Origin of the sequence: Streptomyces hygroscopicus subsp. hygroscopicus (assembly GCF_001553455.1) — a bacterium.
GTDB classification, from domain to species: domain Bacteria; phylum Actinomycetota; class Actinomycetes; order Streptomycetales; family Streptomycetaceae; genus Streptomyces; species Streptomyces hygroscopicus.
The window spans coordinates 1-7,470 of the sequence record NZ_BBOX01000087.1 but is presented as its reverse complement, the minus strand read 5'-3'; the positions used below and the strand labels follow the sequence as shown (position 1 = coordinate 7,470).

Sequence of the window (7,470 nt, the reverse complement as noted above, 5' to 3'; positions counted from 1 at the left end):
GGGTTGCGGGCCACCGCGTCCTGGACCCGGTCGTCGGGCGCCTCGCCCGCCTGTTCCATCCGGATGAGCACGGCGTGCGCGATGCGCTGTGGAAGCGCCTCGCGGGCCGCGCCGTAGCGGATGTCGCGGGCGAGCAACTCCTCGACGATCTCCTCCAGTTCGTAGGCGGGCACCCGCCAGCGGCGGGAGCCGCGCACCACCACACATGGTTCGGTGGGGGTGGTGACGTGCGAACGCAGGGCGCGGCGCAGCACCTCGGCCAGCCGTGCGTCCCCCTTGACCCGGGCCGCGTCGGGCGTGTCGGTGCCACGCGCCTCCGCGCCCAGGGCCGGGCGGGTCACCAGGTCCTCGACGGTCGCCTGGGCCACCTGCAACTCACCGAGGGCGGGCAGGACCTGCTCGATGTAGTGGAGGAAGGAGCGGTTCGGGCCGATGACCAGGGTGCCGGAGCGGGCCAGCCGCTCGCGGTGCGCGTACAGCAGATACGCCACCCGGTGCAGCCCCACGGCCGTCTTCCCGGTGCCCGGCGCCCCCTGGACGCAGATGGTGCCGCCGATCCCCTGGCGGACGATCTCGTCCTGCTCCGGCTGGATGGTCGCGACGATGTCCCGCATCGGTCCGACGCGCGGCCGCTCGATCTCGGACTGGAGCAGCTTGCTGGTCTGTTCGGCCTCGGCGGGGTCGCTGAGCCGTTCGTCCTCGTAGGCCGTCAGCTCGCCGAGCGTGTAGCCGAAGCGGCGGCGCAGCGCGATGTCCATGGGCGCCTTCTTGGACGCCTGGTAGAAGGGCTCGGAGACGGGGGCGCGCCAGTCGATGACCATGGGGTCGCCGTCCGCGTCGTGGACGTGGCGGCGTCCGATGTAGAAGCGCTCCCCCTCCGCGCCCTCCGCCGCCTCCGCGCCCGGTGCGTGCAGATAGTCGAGACGGCCGAAGAAGAGCGGGGTGTCGGCGAGGTCGGCGAGGGCCTTGATGCGCTCGCTCACCTGGTGGTGCAGCGCTTCGGCGTTGACCCAGTTGGCGGCGACGTCCCTGAGGTCGAGGGCCTCGACGTCGGCGCGCATGGCGCGCAGCGCGGCGCGGGACGCGGTCAGATGGGCGCGCTCCCGCGCGAGGGGGTCTGCGTGGTCAGGGGCGTGCGAGGGCACGGCGTAGCCTCCGGCGAGCGAGTACACGAGCGAGTACACAAACGAGCACACAAAGCGGATGCGCGGTACGGATGCGCGGTCCGGATGCCGACCGGTTTCCGTCCGGACGGCGGCTCTCCCGTTCGTCGTTCGTCCGGAACGCGGGAGGCGGCAAGACCGGCGATTGTAGCGAGGGCGGCTCGGGGAGGCGAATGAATTAATGACGGCCCGACGTCACGGGCGGCCGGTGGCGGGCCGATGGTCACGGGCGGTCGGCGCCGGGCCCACGGTCGCGGGCGACTGGCGGCGGGCCGATGGTCAGGGGCGACTGGCGGCGGGCCGACGTTTAGGGGCGACTGGTGGCGGGCCGATGGTCAGGGGCGGCCGGTGGCGGGCCGACGTTTAGGGGCGGCCGGTGGCGGGCCGACGGTCAGGGGCGACCGGCGCCGGGCCCCCGCACGTCAGACGTCCTCGTCCGCGAGCAGCTCACTGGCGTCCACGATCCGGTACGCGTACCCCTGCTCGGCCAGGAACCGCTGGCGGTGCGCCGCGAAGTCCTGGTCGATGGTGTCGCGTGCGACCACCGAGTAGAAGACCGCCGGGTGACCGTCGGCCTTCGGGCGCAGCACCCGGCCCAGCCGCTGGGCCTCCTCCTGACGGGAGCCGAAGGTGCCGGAGACCTGGATGGCGACCGTGGCCTCGGGGAGGTCGATGGAGAAGTTGGCGACCTTCGACACGACGAGCACCGACAGCTCGCCCTCCCGGAAGGCGTCGAAGAGCTTCTCCCGCTGGGCGTTGGTGGTCTCGCCCTTGATGACCGGCGCGTCCAGGTGCTCGCCCAACTCGTCCAGCTGGTCGATGTACTGGCCGATGACCAGGGTCTGCTGCCCCTTGTGCCGGGCGACCAGCGCCTCGGTGATCCGCCGCTTGGAGTCGGTCGTCGCGCAGTAGCGGTACTTCTCGTCGGCCTCGGCGGTCGCGTACGCCAGCCGCTCGGTCCCGGTCAGGTTGACCCGGACCTCGACGCAGTCGGCGGGCGCGATGTAGCCCTGTGCCTCGATCTCCTTCCATGGCGCGTCGAAGCGCTTGGGCCCGATGAGCGAGAACACATCGGACTCCCGGCCGTCCTCCCGGACGAGCGTCGCCGTGAGCCCGAGCCGCCGCCGCGCCTGCAGATCGGCGGTGAACTTGAACACCGGCGCCGGCAGCAGGTGCACCTCGTCGTAGACGATCAGGCCCCAGTCGCGGGAGTCGAACAGCTCCAGATGCGGGTAGATGCCCTTCCGCTTGGTGGTGAGCACCTGGTACGTGGCGATGGTGACCGGGCGGATCTCCTTCCTCGTACCGCTGTACTCACCGATCTCGTCCTCGGTGAGCGAGGTGCGGCGCACCAGCTCGTGCTTCCACTGCCGGGCGGAGACGGTGTTGGTGACCAGGATCAGCGTGGTCGACTTGGCGGTGGCCATCGCACCCGCCCCCACCAGCGTCTTTCCGGCGCCGCAGGGCAGGACGACCACACCGGAGCCGCCGTGCCAGAAGCCCTCCACGGCCTGCTTCTGGTACGGACGCAAGCCCCAGCCGTCCTCGCGCAGCTCGATGGGGTGCGCCTCGCCGTCCACGTAACCGGCCAGGTCCTCGGCGGGCCAGCCCAGCTTCAGCAGCGTCTGCTTGATCTGTCCGCGCTCGGAGGGGTGGACGACGACGGTCTCCGGGTCGATCCGGGCGCCGACCAGCGGCTGGATCTTCTTGGACCGGAGGATCTCCTCGAGGACCGGGCGGTCGCTGGTCTCCAGGACCAGACCGTGGGTGGGGTGCTTGAGCAGCCGCAGCCGCCCGTAGCGGGCCATGGTCTCGGCGACGTCGACGAGGAGGGCGTGCGGGACGGGGTAGCGGGAGTACGCGACGAGGGCGTCGACGACCTGCTCGGCGTCGTGCCCGGCGGCGCGGGCGTTCCACAGCCCCAGCGGGGTCACCCGGTAGGTGTGGATGTGCTCGGGCGCCCGCTCCAGTTCGGCGAAGGGCGCGATGGCGCGGCGGCAGGCGTCCGCCTGCTCGTGGTCCACCTCGAGCAGGAGCGTCTTGTCGCTTTGGACGATGAGGGGTCCATTCACGCGCCTGGGTCCTTTCGTGCTGCCGGCCAAAGAACCAGTGTCCCCCATCGTCCCCCATGGGGAGGGCGTGGCGGAGAGCCACAGGGATACTCCGGGCGGCTACGGGCAAGCGGCGAAGACGGATACGCACCGATGGAGCGGCGACGACGGAGCCCCGGGCGGGAGGGAGTTCCCTGTGATCAGCATCGCTGGATGGGAGATCCGGCGGAGGACGGCGAAGCAGACGACGGAGAAGACGGAGAAGGGGACACCGGAGAAGCGGGGGGCGGCGAAGCGGACGGCCGAGAGGAAGCCGGGGGAGGGCTCCGGGACGACGAGCGGCGCGGCGAAGCGGGGGACGCGGCGGGACGGGGCCCTGACGAAGCGGTCCCGGACCGCAGAGCCCCGGACCGCGAAACCCCGGACCGCGAAGCAGCGGACCATGAAGCCCCGTGCTGCCGATCCCCGGTCGACCCAGCCCGGGGCCGGGAAGACCGGGGCGGGCCGGACGGACAGGACGGCCGGGACGGACAGGACGGCCCGGACCGCTCGGGCGGCCCGGACCACGAGCCCACCGGAGCCCCAGGACGCCCCGGTGAAGCGGCCCCTCCAGCGCGATTCGTTCGGCTCGCATCTCGCGCGGGCGATGGTGCTGCTGCTGGCGTTCGTCTGCATGGTCGGCTTCGCGGTGGCGCTCGCCAAGGCCACGCTCGTGCCCTCGCCCGCCTCCGTCGATCTCGTTCACACCAATCTGCGTCCGGGGCAGTCGCTGCGCACCTACCTCGACCAGCCCGCCTTCCGGGACACGGTGAAGCAGATCGGCGGCAATGTGCTGCTCGGCGCGCCCTTCGGGGTGCTGCTGCCGGTGCTGGTGCCCAAGGCGCGGGGCGCGCTGCGGGTGGTCGTGGTGACGGCCCTGGTGATGGTGGCCGTCGAGGCCGCTCAGGGGCTCATCGTCGAGGGCCGGGCGTTCGACATCGACGACGTCATCCTCAACACCACGGGCGCGCTGCTCGGGTATGTGGTGATCGGCCGTCGGCTCGGCCACGCCCTGCATCCGCGCCGCCGCCACTGGTGGCACCGCTGGACCCAGCGACCGCCTGCCGCCTGACCTGTGCCGCCGGCCGGCCTATGGCGTGTCCTCGGCCAGTTCGGCGGCGCCGGTGATGCGGTGCAGGGGGTACGTACGGACCTCGTCGGCCGTGTGGTCGTACGCCGTGACGAAGCCGCCTTCGACCCGGACCGGGGCGATCACTCGCTGGGTGGCCGCGCCGTCCGCGTTGACATAGCCGATCCACACGTTCGAGCCGGTCAGGGCCGCGGCCTGCATGGTGGCGAGGGTGTCGGCGAGGGTGGTGCGGGGCAGCCGGTCCCCGGTGGCGGCGGAACCGGCCCCGGCCTCGGTCCCGGTCCCGGTCGTCCCGGTTCCGGTTCCGGCCCCCGAGCGTGCCCCGCCGCCGGAGCCCGTTCCGGCCCCGGAGCCCGTTCCGGCTCCCGCGCCCGACCCGGCCTCCGCCTCGGCCCCGGTCCCGGCACCCGTTCCGGGTCCGGACGTGGCCGTCGGCTTGCGGGGCGCGGTCGCGGCGAGGTCCCCGGCGCGGATGGCGCGCACCGCCGCGGCCAACAGCGCGGCGTCGGGCACCGGCGGTCCCTCCGGGACCGGGACGGGCGGCCTACGGGGCGGGGTGCGCTGCGCCTCGGGCCGGGTGACCACCACATCCCCCTCCGCGGACTCGGCCGCCGGGGCGTACCCCATCGCCCGCAGTCCCTCCAGCAGCGTGTCCGGCGGCGCCTGGGCGGCCAGCACGGTGGGGGCGAGACGGCGCAGCCGCAGCCCCGCCGAGCGGCGGTCGGCGAGGATCTCGGCGAGCAGCGCGTCGTCGTCGCAGCGCAGATACGCGGAGGCGGCGCCGACGCGCAGACGGCCGTGTTTGCGGGCCACGTCGTCGACGAGGTACGTGAGCGGCTGGGGCACCGGGGTGCGGGAGTGCGCGGCGAGGAAGGTGTGCACATCGTCGGCGGTGCGCCCGGCGTCCAGCGCACGGCGTACGGACTCGGGGGTGAAGCGGTAGACGGTCGCGCCGCCCTTGGACTCGATGTCGGCGAGGATGCCGAGCGTCTCGGCGAGCGGCCGTTCCAGGGGGCCGGGTGCGACGGCGGTCAGGTCGGCCTGGAGCAGCACGTGGTCGAGGGGCTCGGGGAGCAGCGGCGCGAGCAGCCGCGCGGCGTGCGCGGCCGCGGCGGCGGTGATGGCCGTGGTGGCGGGGTGGGCCGTCGCGTCGCCGCGGGTGGTGGCGGGGTGGGCCATGGCGTCACCGCGGGCGGTGGTGGCGTGCTGGCCCGTCGCGTTGCCGCGGGCGGTGGTGGCGTGCCGGGCCGTCGCGTCGCCGCGGGCCGTGGCGGCGTGCTGGGCCGTGGTGGTGCTCCGGGCCGTGGTGCCGCTTCCGGCGGGTGGCTCGTCCGGGTGGCGTTCCAGCAGCGCGCGGCCGTGGGAGGACAGCGCGCCCCGGCCGGTGATCCCGAGCAGCTCGGCCTCGGCCACGGCCCAGCGGGCCAGCCGCGAGCGCAGGTCCTCCGCGATGGGTGAGGCGGTCCGGGCGGGTGCCCCTGGGGGCGACCCGGCGGGACCGCTGGGCGGGGCGGTACCGGGAGCGGCCGACCCGGGAGCGGGGGCGCCGGGAGCGGGGGCGCCGCGGTGACCGGCCGGGCGCTCCCACCGCAGCCGGGCCAGCAGCACCTCGGGGGTGGGTGCGGCACCGGGCGGGAGGGTGGCGAGGAGTTCGAGGACCCGGCGGCGGACCTCGGGGGCCGGTGACCGGTCCAGCTCCGGGCCGAGCGCGGCGAGGGTACGGCCCCTGCTGTCCCGGCCGCCGACCAGCCCCGCGGTACGGGTCGCGGGCAGCCAGGCGGCGGCGAGCCGCGCCCAGCGCTCCTCGGCGGGCAGCCGCAGCCAGTCGTCGTAGGCGGGGGTGGGGGCGTAGCGCTCGTCGGTCTCGCCGTCGGAGGCGACCAGCCCGGCCGCGTACGCCAGCTCGATCCAGAAGGCGGCCACGGGTTCGGACACGTCGAGGGCCACGGCGGTCCGCTTGAGGTCGCGGACGCTCAGCCCGCCCGCGCGCAGCACCGGCGGTCCGGCGCTCTCCCACTGGCCCAGCAGCTCCTCGACGGTGGCCAGCGCGGTGAAGGTCTGACCCGCCGCGGTGTTGTCCACAGCCTGTGGATCGTGTTCGGTGGCGGGCGAGAGCGGCGGGGCCAGCGGCTCGGGGACGCGGTGCGCCCGGCCGTCGCGCAGATGCAGGGCGACCTCCCGGGGCAGCACCACGTTGCGCGGCCCGGACGGCAGCAGCAGCCCGCGGTCCAGCAGCCAGCCGACGGGCGGGGTCGGCGAGGAGACGGACACCTCCCCGTACGGCGGCCCCCAGGTCAGCTTGGCCAGCACGGCCACCGCGGCGGCCGGTGCCCCGTCGAGCAGCGCCGCCATCCGGGCACGGTCCTGGAACAGCCCGGCCAGGGCCGCCACCGCCGTCACCGGGTCGTGCGTGGGAGGCAGCCCGGCGCCCGCCAGCAGCTCCTGTAGCCGACCGGGGGACATTCCGGACGTGGCCTCCTGGACGGTCGGACCGAGACCGGTCGGGGAGGGGGAGGTGGGGGAGGGGGCGAGCAGTTCGCGGGCGGTGCGGACGAGGCGGAGCCGGTCGTCACCGCCCCAGACGAGGGCCTGGTCGCGCAGGGTCGCCACGGCGCGCGGCAGTTCGGCCACGATCGCGGCGCGCTCATCGGCGCTCAGGGGGCCGTCGGCGGCCGCACGCTGCCCGGCTGTGTGCTGCTCGGTCGCACGCTGCCCGGTCGCACGCTGCTCGGCTGTGTGCTGCTCGGTCGCGCCCTCGTGGGCTGCGCGCTCGTCGGCCGTGCCCTGGTCGGCTGCGCCCTGGTCGGCCGTGCCCTCGTGGGCTGCGCTCTGGTCGGCCGTGCGTTCGTCGGCGCCCAGGGCGGCGCCCGCGCCCGGCGAGACGCCCGATGCGGGGCCCGGCGCGGAATCCGACGCGTCCCCGGCGGCCGAGGCGTCCCGGGCGGCCGAGGCGTTCCCGGCAGCCCGGGGGCGGCCGTCCTGCTGGGGACGGCCGCCCCCAGCGCGCCCACCGCCCGTCATCAGATCCCGCAGCGTTGCGTACGGACACGGGTCGGGCGCGACCGCCAGGGCCTCGGCGGTCTGGAGCGCGAACCGGTCCAGCCGTTCCACGGCCCGTACCACCTGT

General features: G+C 74.9%; 5 protein-coding genes. 1 reads left to right on the top strand and 4 read right to left on the bottom strand.

Translation table 11 applies throughout. The annotated features are described in order from the left end of the window. The 3 genes from AXW62_RS09805 to AXW62_RS46915 form a co-directional block, all read right to left on the bottom strand. The coding region (locus tag AXW62_RS09805) for a HelD family protein (RefSeq protein WP_442267813.1) at window positions 1-1,145 on the bottom strand (1,145 nt) is incomplete at its 3' end. A gap of 440 nt (window positions 1,146-1,585) precedes the next feature. After that, window positions 1,586-3,235 (bottom strand): DNA repair helicase XPB, encoded by a 1,650-nt coding sequence (locus AXW62_RS09800; protein WP_060944163.1) that lies wholly within the window; start codon window positions 3,233-3,235, stop codon window positions 1,586-1,588. Window positions 3,236-3,334: 99 nt separating this feature from the next. Next, entirely contained in the window at window positions 3,335-3,781 is a 447-nt protein-coding gene (locus AXW62_RS46915) for a hypothetical protein (RefSeq protein ID WP_060944162.1), read from the bottom strand. A gap of 28 nt (window positions 3,782-3,809) precedes the next feature. Here AXW62_RS46915 and AXW62_RS09790 point away from each other — a divergent pair, with 28 nt between their 5' ends. Beyond that, window positions 3,810-4,325 (top strand): VanZ family protein, encoded by a 516-nt coding sequence (locus AXW62_RS09790; protein WP_306305050.1) that lies wholly within the window; start codon window positions 3,810-3,812, stop codon window positions 4,323-4,325. An 18-nt stretch (window positions 4,326-4,343) separates the two neighbouring features. Here the strand turns inward: AXW62_RS09790 and AXW62_RS09785 are convergent, their stop codons facing one another. After that, window positions 4,344-7,466 carry a helicase C-terminal domain-containing protein gene (locus AXW62_RS09785; protein ID WP_252368559.1) on the bottom strand — a complete coding sequence of 1,041 codons (3,123 nt, stop codon included), beginning with the start codon at window positions 7,464-7,466 and terminating at the stop codon, window positions 4,344-4,346. Window positions 7,467-7,470: the final 4 nt, after the last annotated feature.